Genomic DNA, 15,511 nt, shown 5'->3' with positions numbered 1-15,511 from the left:
CGGGTTCCCGGTGGAAAGAACCCGCGCGGCGCCGGAGGTAGACCTTACTCCGCTGGAGAGAGAGCGGGAGCCGCCTCCTCCGTACCGTGCTGCCGCAGAGGACGGCTGCCGGTAAGCAAACGGGCCAGCAGGTAGAAGACCGGCGTCATGAAGATGCCGAAGAACGTCACCCCGATCATGCCGGAGAACACCGCGATACCCATGGCGGAGCGCATTTCCGCACCCGCACCGGTCGAGACAACCAGCGGCACGACACCCATGATGAAGGCCATCGACGTCATCAGGATCGGACGCAGGCGCAGCCGGCTTGCCTCGACCGCCGCCTGGAACGGCGTCCTACCCTGGAACTCCAGTTCCCGGGCGAATTCCACGATCAGGATCGCGTTCTTCGCCGAGAGACCCACAAGCACCACGAGCCCGATCTGAGTGAAGATGTTGTTGTCTCCACCGGTGAGCCAGACGCCGGTCAGGGCGGCGAGCACACCCATCGGTACGATCATGATGATCGCGATCGGCAGCGTCAGGCTTTCATATTGGGCAGCGAGCACGAGATAGACGAGCAGCAGCGCCAGGGGGAAGACCACTATGCTGGAGTTGCCGGCGAGGATCTGTTGGTAGGTCAGGTCCGTCCACTCGAACTCGATGCCGGAAGGCAGCGTCTCGTCGAGGATCTTCGTAATCGCAGCCTCTGCCTGGCCGGACGAGAATCCCGGTGCCGGACCACCGTTGATATCGGCGGAGAGGAAGCCGTTGTAGCGCGTGGTGCGTTCCGGGCCGGTCTGCGCGTCCACCTTCAGGAGGGCCGAAAGCGGGATCATCTGGCCGGACTGCGAACGGACCTTCAACTGGCCGATATCCTCCGGCTTTGCGCGGAATTGTGCATCCGCCTGAACCCGGACGCTGTAGGTGCGGCCAAAGGCGTTGAAGTCGTTGACATAGAGCGAACCCAGATAGACCTGCAGCGTTTCGAAGACGTCGGTCACCGACACTCCAAGCTGTTCGGCCTTGGCGCGATCGAGATCGGCATAGAGCTGCGGCACGTTGATCTGGAAGCTCGAGAAGATGCCGGCGAGTTCCGGCGTCTGGTAGGCCTTGGCGATAACCGCCTTGGTGGCCTCATCGAGCGTCTGGTTGCCCAGGCCGGCACGATCCTCGATCTGCAGTTTGAACCCGCCCGTCGTTCCGAGGCCGTTGACCGGCGGCGGCGGGAACATGGCGATATAGGCGTCCTGGATGGCGCCGAACTTCTGGTTCAGCTGCATGGCAATCGCACCGCCCGAAAGCTCCGGTGTCTTGCGGTTTTCGAAGTCGTCGAGAACTGCGAAGACGATGCCGGCATTCGAGCCGATCGTGAAACCGTTGATCGACAGGCCCGGGAAAGCGATGGCATGTTCGACGCCAGGCTGTGCGAGGGTGATCTCGCTCATCCGCTTGATCACGTCTTCGGTGCGGTCCAACGTGGCGCCGTCCGGAAGCTGGGCAAAGCCGATCAGATACTGCTTGTCCTGTGCCGGCACGAAGCCGCCCGGCACCGCATTGAACATGCTGTAGGTCGCACCGACGAGAGCCAGATAGATGATCATCACCAAGCTCTTGCGCGAGAGCAACCCGCCGACCGTGCGGCCGTAGCCGTTAGAAGCCGCACCGAAGACGCGGTTGAAACCACGGAAGAACCAGCCGAAGATCGCATCCATGAACCGGGTCAGCCAATCCTTCTTGGCGTGATGGTCCTTGAGCAGCAAGGCAGCAAGTGCCGGCGACAGCGTCAGCGAGTTGATCGCCGAGATGACGGTCGAAATCGCGATCGTCAGCGCGAACTGCCGGTAGAACTGCCCGGAAAGCCCGCTGATGAAGGCGAGCGGCACGAAGACCGCCACCAGAACCAGCGCGATCGCGATAATCGGACCGGAGACTTCCTTCATCGCCTTGTAGGTCGCATCACGCGGACTTAAGCCGCCCTCGATATTGCGCTCGACGTTCTCCACCACGACGATCGCATCGTCGACGACGATACCGATCGCCAGCACGAGGCCGAACAGCGTCAGCGCGTTGATCGAGAAGCCGAACGCATACATGACCGCAAACGTGCCGATGATCGAGACGGGAACGGCGATCAGCGGAATGATCGAGGCACGCCAGGTCTGCAGGAAGATGATGACCACGAGCACGACGAGCGCGATGGCTTCGAGCAACGTGTCGATGACCTTCTCGATCGATGCGCGCACGAATTTGGTCGTATCGTAGACGATCTCGTATTTCACGCCCTGCGGCATCGCCAACTGCAGCTGGTCCATGGTCGCCTTGACGTTGTCGGCGATCTCGATCGCGTTCGAACCCGGCGCTTGGAGAACCGCGATGGCAACGGCCGGACGACCGTCGAGCAGCGAGCGCAGCGTATAATCGGCAGCACCAAGCTCAATGCGGGCAACATCCCGCAACCGGGTGATTTCACCGTTCTGACCGCTCTTCACGATGATGTTGCCGAACTCTTCAGGGGTGCGCAGGCGCCCCTGGGCATTGACGTTGAGCTGCAGGTCGACCCCCGGCTGGTTCGGCGAGGCACCGATAATGCCCGCCGCCGCCTGGACGTTCTGGCTGCGGATGGCGTTCGAGATGTCGCTTGCGGCCAATGAATGCTCGGCAGCCTTCTGCGGATCGATCCACACGCGCATCGAATAGTCGCCGGCGCCGAACACCTGCACCTGGCCGACGCCCTGGATGCGGTTCAGCCGGTCCTTGACGTTGAGCGTTGCATAGTTGCGCAGGTAGGTGATGTCGTATCGGTCGGAGACGAGGTTGACCACCATGATGAAGTCCGGCGAGCTCTTGACGGTCGTCAGACCGATCGAACGCACTTCTGTCGGCAGGCGGGGTTCGGCCTGGCTCACGCGGTTCTGAACGAGCTGCTGCGCCTTGTCCGGATCGGTGCCGAGCTTGAAGGTGACGGTCAGCGTCATCACGCCGTCGGAGGTCGCCTGGCTGGACATGTAGAGCATGTCCTCGACGCCGTTGATCTGCTCTTCGAGCGGCGTCGCGACCGTTTCGGCGATGACCGTCGGGTTGGCGCCAGGATAGACGGCACGCACGACGATCGAAGGCGGGACCACATTGGGATATTCGGAAATCGGCAGCGACCGCATGCCGATCAGACCTGCGACCACGATGAGGATCGACAGCACGGCCGCAAAGACCGGCCTGTCGACGAAAAACCTGGAAATATTCATGTCAAAGCCCTCTCTCCGGGGTTGAACAAGAGGCGAAACGGTCCCGGCTCGCAGCCAAATGGCTGCAAGCTCCAGGAGCCGGAACTGGATGAGTGTAAGGAGTCGGCGGACTAGCCGCCGCTCAAGGCATTACTTGTTGGCGACTTTCGCCTCTTCCTCGGGCTGGACAACGGCGCCCGGACGGATCCGCTGCAACCCGTTGACGACGATCCGGTCGCCCGGATTGAGACCCTTTTCGACGATCCGCATGCCGTCTACCGCCGTGCCCAGCTCCACCTGCCGGTACGCAACGGTATTGGCCGCATCGACCACGAAGACGAACTTCTTGTCCTGATCGGTGCCGACGGCCTTTTCACTGACCATCAGGTGATCCTGCGCCTTCGGCTGGCCCATGCGGACCCGCACGAACTGGCCGGGGATCAGCTTGCCACCGGGATTGTCGAAGACGGCGCGCACGCGGATCGTGCCGCTCGAGGCATTCACTTCGTTGTCGATGAGCTGCAGCTTGCCGCGGATCGGGGCGTCCTTTCCGGCAAGCGTGCTCACCTCGACCGGTACCTGTTCGATATCAGGCGCACCGTCGACGAGCGGAAGATCGGCGAGCGTACGAGACACCAGTTCCTCGCCGGCGTCGAAGCTCGCATAGATCGGATCGGCGGAAACCAGCGTCGTCAGCGGGGCGGACGCGGAACCTGCCGCCACCAGATTGCCGACGGTGATTTCCAGCCTGCCGGCCCGGCCGGCGATCGGTGCCCGGATCTCGGTATAGTCGAGATTGAGCTGTGCCGTCTTCAAGGTTGCCTTCGCCGACTGGAGGTTGGCCAGCGCCTCGCTCTGGGCGCTCTGGCGCTGGGCGAGATCGCTCTGCGAGATGGTATTCTTGGAGACGAGGTTCTTGCCGCGATCGAGTTCGGTATTGGCAAGTTCGACCCTCGCCTGGGCCGAGGCCACCTGGCCTTCAGCCTGAGCGACCGCCGCCTGATAGGGCTCCGGATCGATGCTGACGAGCAGGTCGCCCTGCTTCACCAACCCGCCTTCGCGGAAATGCACCGACTGGATGGTGCCGGCGACCCGCGGCCGGATCTGGACGCGGTCGACGGCTTCCAACCGCCCGGAGAATTCCTGCCAGGTGGAAACATTACGCGGCTCGATGGTGGCGACCGTCACGGGGACGGCCGGCGCCGCTGCAGCAGCCGTCGCAGGCGCGGCTTGGGCGCCCTGCGGCAGATCGAGATAGACCGAAGCGCCGGCGATCAGCGCAGCCGTGCTCAGTCCAGTGCCCCACAGGGCCCAGCTTTTGATCTTCGATGTCATCTGTAGTCTCCTTACGGCCTTGGGAGTCGGCCGTTATTTACCTTCAAATATGCTATGCTTCGAACTTAATTCTTGGACGAAATCGGTGAACTCGGCGCAGAGCGTCTTCATCCACTTGCCGTCGCCTTCTCTGTAAATGCCCGTCCAGCCGCAGCTGGCCGGGAAAATCTTCTGCCTGACCGAAACGCCGGCCTCACTCAAACGAGCCGCATAACCGAGCGTTTCATCGCGCAACGGATCGTCTTCCGATGTCACGATGAGTGCCGGTGCGACACCCGAAAGCCGCGAACAGAGGCAAGGGGCCGCATAAGGATGCTGGAACCCGCAATGGGAACCGAGATAATGGCTCCAGCCCTCCGCCCAGCGTTCGCCCATGCCGATCGCGTCCGCCTTGCGGAAGGATTGCGTCGTCATCATCGGGTCGATCATCGGCGACAGCAGGATCTGGCCGCTCAGCTCGCCCGGCATCAGGTCGCGCGCCTTCAGCGCCACGCCAGCCGCGACGTTGCCGCCCGCCTCGTCGCCCGCCACGAAAAGCAGCGATTTCGCGCTGCCGAACTGCTTGCGCCGGCCGGCAAGGCAATGAAGTGCCGCGAAAGCACATTCCATCGCCTGCGGAAACATGTTCTGCGAAACGCTGCTATAATCAGCTTCGAGCACCACAGCCCCGGCTTCGGCCAGTGCCTTGGCGACCGGGCGTTCGTTTTCGTCGCGCTGTTCGTTGAGAAACGCCCCGCCCCGCAGGTAAAGCACCAGCGGCGGAACCTTGCTCTTGGCGGCTCCTTCATAGACGCGCATCGGGACAGCCGGCTTGGCCGACTTGTCAAACGCGATATTTTCCCATTGCGCGATCATTGAAAAACCCTCGGCCAAACCCCTAGTAAAAGCGGGGTGCTTGCCGTCTATCTTGAACCTGATATTATTATTCGGGTGAAAACACACAAGCTAACGGCATTCGACAACACTATTCCATATTTCGGAACAATGTTGCGGCGCAGCAGGAATCAAGACAATGGATCAGCTTTCGGCAATGCGCGTATTCGTCCGCGTCGTGGAAACCGGCAATTTCACCCGGGCTGCGGCCACTCTCAATATGCCCAAAACGACGGTGACCAATCTCGTCCAGAGCCTCGAAGGCCATCTGCGCACGACGCTGCTCAACCGCACGACCCGCAAGGTCATGGTGACGACCGACGGCGCGCTCTATTACGAACGGGCCATGCAGCTCCTCTCCGAGATCGACGAGCTTGACGGCAGCATGTCGAATTCGCAGACCCAGCCGTCCGGGCGGCTGCGCGTGGAAATGGCGGGCGCCTTCGCCGACCTGCTCGTCATCCCGAATTTATGCGATTTCCATAAGCGCTATCCGCAGATCAGGCTCGACATCGGCGTCGGCGACCGGCTGGTCGACTATATCGCCGAAAACGTCGACTGCGCGCTTCGCGCCGGCACACCGACCGACCAGTCGCTGATTGCCCGCAAGGTGGGCGAAATCGGCATGCATGCCTATGCCGCACCGCTCTATATCCGCAACTTCGGCACCCCCGAGCGTCCCAAGGATCTGGAGGAAGAGCACTTCTGCGTCGGTTACCTCAACGCTCAATCGGGCCGCGTGATGCCCATGCATTTCCGCCGAGACGAGGAGGAGATCGAGGTCAATCCGCGTTACATCGTCTCGGTCAACGATAGTCGGACCTATGTGAACGCAGCAATTTCCGGCATGGGCATCGTTCAATCGCCGCGCTTCATGGTGAAGGAGATGGTGGAGAAGGGCGAACTGGTCGAAGTTCTCCCTGACTGGCACTGCGAATCCCTGCCCCTCTACATCGTCTATCCGCAGACCCGCCACCTCTCCAACAAGGTGCGGGTCTTCGTCGATTGGCTCGCGAAGCTCGTTCAGAACCTCAAGGTCGAGGAAAGCCGCGAACAGATGCGCAAGGCAAGTTAGGCTTGGCTTGCCAGTGACGTGGCGACGGCTCTGATATCGATCGTGCCTTGCGGGACCGTGGAGCCATTGTCTCGACGCTGCACCGTGCGACAGGGCAATCAGGGCCAGCCCTCTTCCATCACCGTTTGCTGCGTCGGCCAAGAAATCATGCCCTCCGCGATGGAATTTATGCCTCGACTCGCAGGGGGGTGATAAAGCGGTCGGATGTTTGTTCGATGACTGGAATAAAGACAGCATGACGCGTTGGGGACATGTCACAATCGCCGTTCTGGGTGGCGTTGCCGCGGCCCTGCATGTTGGCAAGGTACCGCCCGCCCTCCCCACGCTGCGCTCCGAACTCGGCATGGATCTCGTCGCCGCCGGCTGGCTGATGGGTCTCTCAAGCGCGCTCGGCGCGGTCTGCGGTGTCCTGATCGGCCGTTTCACCGACTACCTGACGCACCGCCGTGCCATGATTCTCGGCCTCGCACTGCTGATCGCCGGCAGCCTGATCGGCGCCCTCACTCATTCGGAAACGATAATCTTCGCCAGCCGAGTGCTGGAAAGCGTCGGCCTCATCATGGTCTCGGTCGCAGCCCCCGGCCTGATCGCCGCCTCGGTGGCGTCGCGCGATACGGGGCTGGCTTTCGCGATATGGGGCATCTGGATGCCGGTCGGCGTTTCGGTGATGATGATGATCTCGCCCTTCCTGCTGCCGAGCTTCGGCTGGCAGGGCTCCTGGATCTTTGCCGCCATGCTCAGTGTCATCCCGATGATCGCACTGCTGCTGATGCGCGTTCCCAAGCCGCAGACTGTCGGACATCCCGCAACGTCGCTGCTGACGGCCGTTAAACTCACCGCGTCCCGGCCGGTATCCTGGATCCTGTCCGGCATTTTCGTCGCCTACAGCGCCAGCTTCATGTCGGTCTTCGGCTTCCTGCCGACGCTGCTGATCGAGGAAATGGGCATCGGCCTGACCGCAGCTTCGATCATGACGGCGCTTGCCGTGCTCGCGAACGGCGTCGGCAACGTGCTCGGCGGCGTTTTCGCCCGCTGGGGCGCCCCGCGCTGGGTGCTGATCGGCGGTCCCTGCGTGATGCTGACACTGACCGCCTTTATCGTCTTCGGCCATAGCTTCCCGCTCTGGGTGCGTTATGGGGCCTCGGTGCTCTATGCCGTGTCGGGCGGCGTGCTGCCGGCAACCATCATGGGCTCGCTGCCCGTCTATGCGCCGCGCCGCGATCTCGTCGGAACGTTCAGCGGCTTCGTCATGCAAGGCTCCAATATCGGCCAGGTCTTCGGACCGATGATGCTCGCCTCGATCGTCGCAGCATCGGGCTGGCAGGGCGCTCCGTTCTATATCGCCGCGGCAACCGGGCTCGGCCTGGTTCTGGCGCTTTGCCTGCGCCAGACGGAACGCCGCATCGCCGCGACAAGCCACGAGACCACCAGAACGGCGTGAGAAGGGCGGTTACTGCCACCCTCCGCTTCATCCTCGAACTCAGACCAGAACCGCACGCGGCTCCAGCATCGCTTCGAGCCCGAAGCGACCATATTCGCGGCCGATCCCCGATTGCTTGAAGCCGCCGAACGGAGCCAGCGGCTCATGCGGCGCGCCGTTGATCACCACCCGCCCGGATTCCAGCCGGTCAGCGATTTTCCTGGAGTGGTCGAGATCGCTACTGTGGACATAGGCCTGCAACCCGTAGCTCGTGTCGTTGGCAATCCGGATCGCATCCTCCTCGTCCTTGTAGGGAATGACCACCAGGACAGGTCCGAAAATCTCCTCGCGGGCGATCCGCATCTCATTGGTGACGCTGGTAAAGATCGTCGGCCGGATGAACCAGCCGCGCTCCAGCCCATCAGGACGCCCCTCGCCGCCGGCAAGGATCTCGGCACCCTCTTCCCGCCCAAGCCGGATATAGGATTGCACCCGGTCGAACTGCTTCTGGCTGACCATCGGCCCGACCCGCACCTGTGGGTCCTTCGGATCGCCGGTCTTCACCGCCTCGATGCCGGCCTTGAGGCCTGCGAGAATTTCCGTCAACCGGCTCGCCGGCGCCAGGATGCGCGTGCCGGCTACGCAAGCCTGGCCGCTATTGCCGAGCCCCATCATCAGCACCGTCGGGATTGCCTGACCGAGATCGGCATCCGCAAGAATGATGTTCGGCCCCTTGCCGCCGAGTTCCAGGGTAACCCGCTTCAGCGTCTCGGCGCCGGCTTTGAGGATTTGCCTGCCGACAGCGGTCGAGCCCGTGAAGGTCACCTTGGCGATATCCGGATGGACGCTGAATTCCGCCCCCACCACATCTCCGCGGCCGTTGACGATGTTGAAGACGCCCTTGGGGAGACCCGCCGCATGCAGGCATTCGGTGAGCAACTGAGTCTGGATGGCGCTCATCTCGCTCGGCTTGATGACGATCGTCGAACCGGCGGCGATGGCAGTGGCAAGCTTGCCGCAGATGAAGCCGTAATTGCTGTTCCACGGCGTGATGGCCGCCACCACGCCGAGCGGCTGCATGGTCACCTCGGCCCGGCCGATCTGCCGGGTGAAATCATAGCCTTCCAACGTCTCGGCCATGTTGAGGAAGGCCGAGGCGGCATGCAGCACGGAAAAGCCGGTGAAATAATGCGGCGCGCCGTATTCCTCGGCCATCGCGGCCGTCAGTTCCTCGGTGCGGGCAGAGACTGCGGCGCTGAGCCGCTTCAGCATGTCGATCCGCTCGGCCTTGCTGGTCTTCGAAAAGGCCGGAAAAGCGCGCTTGGCAGCGGCGATCGCGGCCCGGGCATCCTGGCGATCGCCAAGCCGGACCGTGCCGATCTTCTCCTCGGTCGACGGGTTGAAAAGGTCGGCCGTTTCCTCGCCATGTGGGCTGACGAAGGCGCCGTCGATATAGATTTGGGTAATAGTGCGCATCGGTTTTCTCCTGTGTTCGATGGGCCTTATCTGGCACCCCGCGATTGATCTGATAAGCTGCCCAAAGCGTCGCAAGCTGATAAGGAAATACGGACAATGATGCGGGGAAGCTTGGCCGAACTGGAAGCGGTGGTGACTGTCGCGAGCCGCGGCGGCTTTCGGGCCGCCGCCCGCGAACTCGGCGTCTCCTCATCGGCCCTCAGCCAGCAGATCGCGTCGCTCGAAGCCCGGCTCGGCATCCGCCTCTTCAATCGCACCACCCGCAGCGTCACCCTGTCATCCGCCGGCGAGCAGTTCGTCGCCGAGGTGACGCCGGCGCTTGCGGCAATCCGCAGCGCCATCGACCTTGCCGACGAACACCGTTCCGAGCCCTCCGGCACGCTACGCATCAACACCGCGCTCGGCGCGGCGCGGATGATCCTCACACCGCTGGTGCTGGAATACCTCCACCGGTATCCGCAGATGAATGTCGAGGTCCTCACCGAAGGCGCGCTCGTCGATATCAACGCCCAAGGCTTCGATGCCGGCGTTCGCATCCTCGAAACCGTGCCGCCCGACATGATCGCCATTCCGGTCGGCCGGACGATCCGGCCCGCCATCGTCGGCTCGCCTGCCTATTTCGAAGGCCGCGAGAAACCGCTCGTGCCGGCCGATCTCAACGCCCACCGCTGCATCCGCGCCCGCATGGCGAGTGGTTCGATCTATCGCTGGGAATTCGAGAAGCGCGGCGAGGCGTTTACGATCGACGTGCCCGGCCCGCTCATCCTCGACGAAAGCGACCTGATGCTGCGCGCGGCCCGCGAAGGCGCTGGGCTTGCCTATCTCAACGAATGGCAGGTGGCCGACGATGTCGCGGCCGGCCGGTTGATTCAGGTTCTCGGCGACTGGACACCGCCCTATCCCGGCCTCTGCCTCTATTATCCGGGCCGCCGGCATCTGCCTGCCAAGCTGCGCGCTTTCGTCGATCTCATCCATGAAATCAATCGCCGCGAAGGCGAATAGGCTGGATTTGCGGACTGGTGCAGCCTGCGGAATCGAATAGTCTCTTTTTGATCAAACAAGGGGAGCTAGACCATGAAGCATCACGTCGCCGCGTCTTCGAAAACCTGCGCCTGGGGTTATTTCGACGCTGCCCTGGAACCGGTGCTGACAATCGACAGCGGCGACACCGTGGTGATCGATTCCGTCTCCGGCCCGGCGGAAGTTCTGCCCAAGGAAGGGTTCACCATCCTTCCCGAACATCTCGAAATTCACGAAAACTGCCGGCCGATCATGCAAGGCCATATCCTGACCGGTCCGGTTGCCGTGCGCGGCGCCAAGCCCGGCCAGGTCCTGGAGGTGAAGATCCTCGATGTCGAGCTGCGCCAGGACTGGGGCTATAACGTCATCCGCCCGCTTGCAGGCACCCTTCCCTACGATTTCGAGACGCCGCGGATGATCACCATCCCGCTCGACAAGCAGAAGAATGTCGGCCGCCTGCCCTGGGGTCTCGACCTGCCGCTGGCGCCCTTTTTCGGGGTCATGGGTGTCGCTCCGCCACCGAACTGGGGCCGCATCACCTCGATCATGCCACGTTCGCATGCCGGCAATATCGACAACAAGGAACTGGTCGCCGGCACCACCCTCTATCTGCCGATCTTCAACGAAGGCGCGCTGTTTTCCTGCGGCGACGGCCATGGCGCGCAAGGGGACGGCGAGGTCTGCATCACCGCCATCGAAACGGCATTGCGCGGCACTTTCCAGCTCACCGTGCGCGAGGACCTCGATTTCACCTATCCCCGTGCAGAGACGCCGACGCACTACATCACCATGGGCATGGATCCGGACCTCGACCAATGCGCCGTCATGGCACTGCGCGATATGATCGTGCTGCTTGGCGAAAAGGGTGGCCTGTCGCGGGAAGATGCCTATACGCTCTGCAGTCTCGCCGGCGACCTGCGCATCACCCAGACCGTCAACGGCTGCAAGGGCGTACATATGATGATGGCGAAGACCCTGGTCGACCGCGCGGCCTGAAGCCCGCGGTCAGCCGAAAGGCGACTGGCACTGGCGGCGCGGGCCGCCGGCGAAGGGCTGATAGCTGTTGTCCTCGACCTGGTAGGACCGGTATCGGGCAAAGCACCATTCCTCATGGGATCCGGCCGGCGTGCCGATACTGACTGCCTGCGACTGCGCATAGCCCGCCGCTCCCTCGTCGGCCCGCTGATTGACACGCGCGGCGGGGTTCTCCGAAAGCGGCTGCAATTCATTCTGTATCTGCGGGGCTTGCGGCTGGTCAGGCATAGGTGCGGCAGAAACAGTTTCGACCGGTGAAGCGCCTGGTGCCTGGCATTGCCGCCGGGGACCGCCGCTGAAGGGTTGGTAGCTGTTGTCCTCGATACGATAGGACTTGTATCGCGCGTAGCACCAGTCGGCCTGCGCCGGCTCGACCATGGCGTTCCTCTGTTCCTGCGGCTTGGGCATGTCGCCCGGCAGCTGCGGAGTGATGGACGCGGTCGCGGCATGATCGACGGTCGCACCTGCGGTGATCTCCTGGACGGCGGGCGCCTTCGGTGCATCGGCCGCAACTGAAACCGGAGGCGTCACAGTGGGCAGACGCTGATAATCCTGGCGGGCGGCATCGACAGCCTTCGGCTGGGAGGTCCACAGATCCGGCGTGTCTATATGGGCGAATTTATGGGGCTCGGGTTCTGCGATTACGTTGGCGGTGATGATCACACCGCTCAGGAACACCAGGACGAGCAGGACAAGGCTCCCCAAGAGCAAAAGAATTGGCTTCACGACCGCGCTCCGATTTCCGTTTCGCACCAAATGCCGAATCAGGTGCCGGAGTTCCCGCCGGAGGAATAAAAGAAACGGGATTGGAGATCACGGATGATGACAGGGCGACATGCGCCTCGACAAAACCAACTCTTCAAAGGAGGAGATGGTGGGTGATGTAGGGCTCGAACCTACGACCCGCTGATTAAGAGTCAGCTGCTCTACCAACTGAGCTAATCACCCAAGAACCATCTGTGCGAGGCGTGCTCGCCAGCGGTGTGAGGGGCGTATAAAGGGGATCGTTCGGCTTGTCTAGCGGCTTGGCCAAAATTATTCGACTGACCGGGCAAAAAATCATCCGGGCCAAATTTCCCACCCAATCGAAACATCGCGGCAATCCCGAAAACGGCTCAAAACCAGAAATTTCAAGACTTTAGTGCGTCACAATATCGCAACCTTCGACAAGGCTCCGAAATTCAGAGATGCAGCATACCTTCGGCGACCTTGATCGCCTGGCCGCCGATCCGTGCTCTGGCGATCTCCCCCTCCTTCACGTCGATATGCAGGTGGATGAAGGACGGGCGTCCCATCTCCACTCCCTGTTCCACCAGCACGGGATGATGGCCGTCCGGCAGCGCGTCGAAATGCCGGATCGCGCCGGAGAGTGCGGCAACCGCAGCACCCGTTGCCGGATCCTCGGAAATCCCCATGTCCGGCGAGAACATCCGGGCATGAAATTTCGCCTGGTGGTTCACGCCGCTGCGGCAATAGACGTAAGCCGATGCGAGCGCCCCCTCCACGAACGGCGCCGCCTTTTCCCACAAAGCCGTGTCGAATTCGAGGTTCTGGACCGTCGCGAGATTATGCAGCGGAATCATCAGGAAGGGTACGCCGGCGCTCCAGATGGAAGCGACATGGTTTTCGAAGCCGATATCCGTCGACTTGACGCTCAGCGCATCGGCGAGCCCCTGCCGGTCGAGCGGAAGCTCGATCTGCAACGGCCGTCTCGGCAGGTCGAATTCGGCAAAACCAGCCTCGCCGGCGCGAAGCCGCACGGCGCAACGCACCGGCCCGACATTCTCCTCCAGCACGCAGACGAGATCCCTATCGGCGTCTTCCGACCCGTGATTGAGTTCGGCGAGCGCCACCGCCGTTCCGACGGTCGGATGGCCCGCGAAGGGCAGTTCCCTGCCCGGCGTGAAGATGCGCAGGCGCGCAGCGTAGGCGGCATTCGCGGAGGCCTGCACGAACACCGTCTCGGAGAGGTTCATCTCCCTGGCGATCGCCTGCATGCTGTCGTCGTCAAGGCCGTTTCCGTCGAAGATTACGGCCAGCGGATTGCCGGCAAGTCGTCTGTCGGTGAAGACGTCATAGATGCTGTAGCGACGGGCCAACCACACCTCCCCGTGTTTCGATGGCGCCAAACTGCCCGACCGGTCCTCTCAAAGCAACCCCTGTTCAGCGCATCGAATCTTTGAAAAACAGGTCGAGAATCGGAAACATCAACGGGCTGTAGGGATGCGCGCCGCGATCGGCCGAGTGGATCGCCACCGCGCCAGCGATCTCCTTTTCCTCGTCATGCACCATGTGGGCGGCGATGCGCGTCAGCATTTCCTCCGCCGTCAGGTCGAAATGATAGAAGCGGAAGCCGACGACCCGGTGCCTGCTGTGGCTGGCGAAAAACTGCGGATCGGGTTTGGCGGAAGAAAGATCGAGGCCGGTCTCCTCCAGCACCTCGCGGCGCATATTGGCCGGAAGATCAAGCTTGCCGTCGATGATGTCGAGAAGATCGAGCGAGCCGGCGGCGCAATAGACCTGGCCGGGATTGGCAGTCCTCTCGCTCATCTGGATGGCGATGATCGCGCCGTCGGACGAGACGGGCACGGCGAAACCGAAGAGATGGAAGGCGCCCGCCGGATCCGGCTGCTTGCGCCACCACAAGAGCGTCGAATAGGGGATGACATGCGCCTCGCCGGTGATCACCCCATCCCGGAATGAAAGCCGATGCTGCAACACCATCTGGCCGTTGAAGAGATGCGGATTGGCTGCCGCTTCCTGCCCCCAGTTCTCCTCGATCTCCTCCCGGTGCGCGATGAAAATGGGATGCTGTCCGGGAAGGACTGAAAGATCGAAAGCCTCGACCTCGAAGGCCGTGTTCTCGGCTGGCCAGCCGCCGGTCGGCAGGACGGTCATCTGAGCTCCAATGACATTACGACGGGGCAATGATCCGATGCCTTAGGCCGGTCCCAGCCGATGCGCGGAAACCGTTCCACCTCTTGCCCAGGCGGAAAGACGGTACGATAGGGCTGGCCGCCACGGATGATCTCCGGCACGCTGCCCGGGTTGTGCCCGGCGAGCGCCGGCGACAGCCAGATATAGTCGAGCTGGCAGAGATGCTGCTCCTCCGGCCCCCGCGCGTGATAGAGCGTCCAGCGGTCCATCACGTCTCGGCGGATGATCGGGTTCACCACGAAGCCATCGTCGGTAAAGACATTCAGCGCGCTGACCTCCTCGCGCCGCGGCTCGAATCGGTAGCCCTCGCGGCGAGAGCCGATCACCTGCACCTTCTCCTGGTAATCGTTCATGTCGCCGCAGATGGCAAAGTTCTTGTCGGCCGTCCGTCCCTTGCCGAAACGGCGCTCGACGATCTGGCGCACCGCCCTCGCTTCCGCCATGCGGATCGCCATCGTGCCGGTGCGGCCATCCTGGCCGTCGCGCGCATTGCCCATGGATTTGAAATGCACGACGAACAGCGTGAACGGCTTGGCCCCGATCGTCAGCTCCAGTTCGAGGCAGTCGCGCTTGAAGATCTTGTCATGCGCCTGGTTGCTGAGCGCCAGTTCATCGTTGAAGAGGCCGAGATCCTGGTAGGTCAGCATGGCGTGGCTGCGCACGTCCTGCACCTCGATCTTCTCGCCGCTGCGGGTCTCCTCACGCATCAGCACGGCGACGTCGATGCCGCGCGAATCATTGCCCTCGACCAGATATTTCTGGCGGTAGCCGTTGCCGACCATGCGGTAGAGATAACCGTATTCGAAGGCCTGCAGCGCCGGCATGTTGTCGACCTCCTGCAGGCAGAGGATGTCGGCATCCGCATCGGCAATCGCCAGTGCCGAGAGCTGGCGCGTATCGTCAGTCTCGGCGATCAGACGGGCCTGTTCCAGCTGCTGATAAACCGCCTTGTCCTGCACGTCGTAGAGCCGCAGCACCCGGTCCTGCCGGAGTTGGTTGCGCCAGCCGGAGAAATCGAAACGGGTCATCAGGTTTTCGATATTGAAGGTGCCGAGACGTAGAGACATCAAATCCATCCTGCTGCAGCGGCCACCTTAGCCGGCGAGGCTCTTAATAAAAACGAATGAATCGAGAAAT

12 protein-coding genes and 1 tRNA gene are annotated in these 15,511 nt (G+C 62.4%); 4 read left to right on the top strand and 9 right to left on the bottom strand.

Features of this window, described 5'->3' with window-relative positions:
* Positions 1-44: 44 nt before the first annotated feature.
* From PMI07_RS26555 to PMI07_RS26545, 3 genes are all read right to left on the bottom strand, one after another.
* Entirely contained in the window at positions 45-3,224 is a 3,180-nt protein-coding gene (locus tag PMI07_RS26555) for an efflux RND transporter permease subunit (RefSeq protein WP_007752744.1), read from the bottom strand.
* Positions 3,225-3,353: 129 nt separating this feature from the next.
* Positions 3,354-4,538, bottom strand: coding sequence for an efflux RND transporter periplasmic adaptor subunit (locus tag PMI07_RS26550; protein WP_007752746.1), 1,185 nt, complete (start codon positions 4,536-4,538; stop codon positions 3,354-3,356).
* Positions 4,539-4,571: 33 nt separating this feature from the next.
* Positions 4,572-5,393, bottom strand: a complete 822-nt coding sequence (locus PMI07_RS26545) for an alpha/beta hydrolase (RefSeq protein WP_007752747.1) — start codon at positions 5,391-5,393, stop codon at positions 4,572-4,574.
* A gap of 157 nt (positions 5,394-5,550) precedes the next feature.
* Between PMI07_RS26545 and PMI07_RS26540 the strand changes: the two genes are divergently transcribed.
* Together PMI07_RS26540 and PMI07_RS26535 are read left to right on the top strand one after the other, a co-directional pair.
* Positions 5,551-6,486, top strand: coding sequence for a LysR family transcriptional regulator (locus PMI07_RS26540; protein WP_007752748.1), 936 nt, complete (start codon positions 5,551-5,553; stop codon positions 6,484-6,486).
* 235 nt (positions 6,487-6,721) lie between these two features.
* Positions 6,722-7,927, top strand: a complete 1,206-nt coding sequence (locus PMI07_RS26535; protein WP_007752749.1) for an MFS transporter — start codon at positions 6,722-6,724, stop codon at positions 7,925-7,927.
* A 39-nt stretch (positions 7,928-7,966) separates the two neighbouring features.
* Here the strand turns inward: PMI07_RS26535 and PMI07_RS26530 are convergent, their stop codons facing one another.
* Positions 7,967-9,382: an aldehyde dehydrogenase family protein gene (locus PMI07_RS26530; RefSeq protein WP_024164184.1), complete on the bottom strand. Its 1,416-nt coding sequence runs from the start codon at positions 9,380-9,382 to the stop codon at positions 7,967-7,969.
* Between the two features lie 99 nt (positions 9,383-9,481).
* Here PMI07_RS26530 and PMI07_RS26525 point away from each other — a divergent pair, with 99 nt between their 5' ends.
* Entirely contained in the window at positions 9,482-10,384 is a 903-nt protein-coding gene (locus PMI07_RS26525) for a LysR family transcriptional regulator (protein ID WP_197032566.1), read from the top strand.
* Positions 10,385-10,456: 72 nt separating this feature from the next.
* Entirely contained in the window at positions 10,457-11,398 is a 942-nt protein-coding gene (locus PMI07_RS26520) for an acetamidase/formamidase family protein (protein ID WP_007775356.1), read from the top strand.
* 9 nt (positions 11,399-11,407) lie between these two features.
* Here PMI07_RS26520 and PMI07_RS26515 read toward each other — a convergent pair whose 3' ends face one another.
* From PMI07_RS26515 to PMI07_RS26495, 5 genes are all read right to left on the bottom strand, one after another.
* Positions 11,408-12,163, bottom strand: a complete 756-nt coding sequence (locus tag PMI07_RS26515) for a BA14K family protein (protein ID WP_007773633.1) — start codon at positions 12,161-12,163, stop codon at positions 11,408-11,410.
* Between the two features lie 146 nt (positions 12,164-12,309).
* Positions 12,310-12,385: transfer RNA gene (locus PMI07_RS26510), tRNA-Lys, on the bottom strand.
* A 233-nt stretch (positions 12,386-12,618) separates the two neighbouring features.
* The gene (locus tag PMI07_RS26505) at positions 12,619-13,536 is read right to left on the bottom strand and encodes a PhzF family phenazine biosynthesis protein (RefSeq protein ID WP_007773634.1); all 918 of its coding nucleotides are present in this window, start codon (positions 13,534-13,536) and stop codon (positions 12,619-12,621) included.
* A 64-nt stretch (positions 13,537-13,600) separates the two neighbouring features.
* A complete protein-coding gene (locus PMI07_RS26500; RefSeq protein ID WP_024164182.1) occupies positions 13,601-14,335 on the bottom strand; it encodes a hypothetical protein in 735 nt (244 codons plus the stop codon).
* Positions 14,332-15,441 (bottom strand): endonuclease/exonuclease/phosphatase family protein, encoded by a 1,110-nt coding sequence (locus PMI07_RS26495; RefSeq protein ID WP_007775544.1) that lies wholly within the window; start codon positions 15,439-15,441, stop codon positions 14,332-14,334. The genes PMI07_RS26500 and PMI07_RS26495 overlap by 4 nt, the downstream gene beginning before the upstream one ends.
* Between the last annotated feature and the right edge of the window lie 70 nt (positions 15,442-15,511).

The organism is Rhizobium sp. CF080 (assembly GCF_000282095.2).
Classification (GTDB): domain Bacteria; phylum Pseudomonadota; class Alphaproteobacteria; order Rhizobiales; family Rhizobiaceae; genus Neorhizobium.
Note: the sequence above shows the minus strand (reverse complement) of the source record. Positions and strands in the feature narration are given on the sequence as shown.